This window comes from Amycolatopsis kentuckyensis (assembly GCF_002155975.1).
Taxonomy (GTDB): Bacteria; Actinomycetota; Actinomycetes; order Mycobacteriales; family Pseudonocardiaceae; genus Amycolatopsis; species Amycolatopsis kentuckyensis.
On the sequence record NZ_MUMI01000716.1, the window covers coordinates 1 to 651 of the forward strand.

General features: G+C 69.3%; 1 protein-coding gene. It reads right to left on the reverse strand.

The features are described 5' to 3' along the window. Positions 1–21 precede the first annotated feature (21 nt). The coding region (locus CCN39_RS46370; RefSeq protein ID WP_143264432.1) for an RICIN domain-containing protein at positions 22–651 on the reverse strand (630 nt) is incomplete at its 5' end.

Here is a 651-nt window from a genome sequence, read left to right on the forward strand (position 1 = left end):
CCGGCCGGCACCGAACTCGGGTCAGGCGACGGTGAGGCTCCACTTCTGCCAGTTCGCCAGGGAAGTGCGCTCGTAGGTCGTGATCTCCTGGGTGCTTCCCCGCGGCGTGAGGTAGGTGCCGCCGGCGACGTTGCGCACCCGGACCGTGCCGATCAGGTCCGGCTCGACCTGCCACTGCTGCGCCGGGTCGTTCGCGGCGCAGGCACTCACCAGATCGACGGTCGGCACTCCGGACCGCCCGGTGCGCAGGCAGGTGCCGGACGCGAGGTTGCGCAGCTGGACCACGCCCCCGCCGAGCTCGACCCGCTGGAACTTCTGTTCCACCGCACCGGCGCAGTCGGCCAGCTTCGCGGCGGTACCACCGGCCGCGGCGCACTTGCGCTCCGACACGCTCTTGATCCGGACGATCTGCCCGCTGGTGTCCGCCGGCGGGGCCGGCGCGTCACCGGTGACCCTGAACTGCCACCGCTGGTAGTCACTGCGGCCGGCGTCGTTCAGGAACACGCCGAAGTTGTCGTACAGGATGGTGTCGGCCACCCGGCCCGTCTTGGCGTGCGTCAGCTTCTCGCCGGCTAGCACCCAGTACTGCTCTTCGTCTTCGTCGTCGCATTCGTAGCGGACGACGTTGTTGATTCCCTTCACACAGGTTCG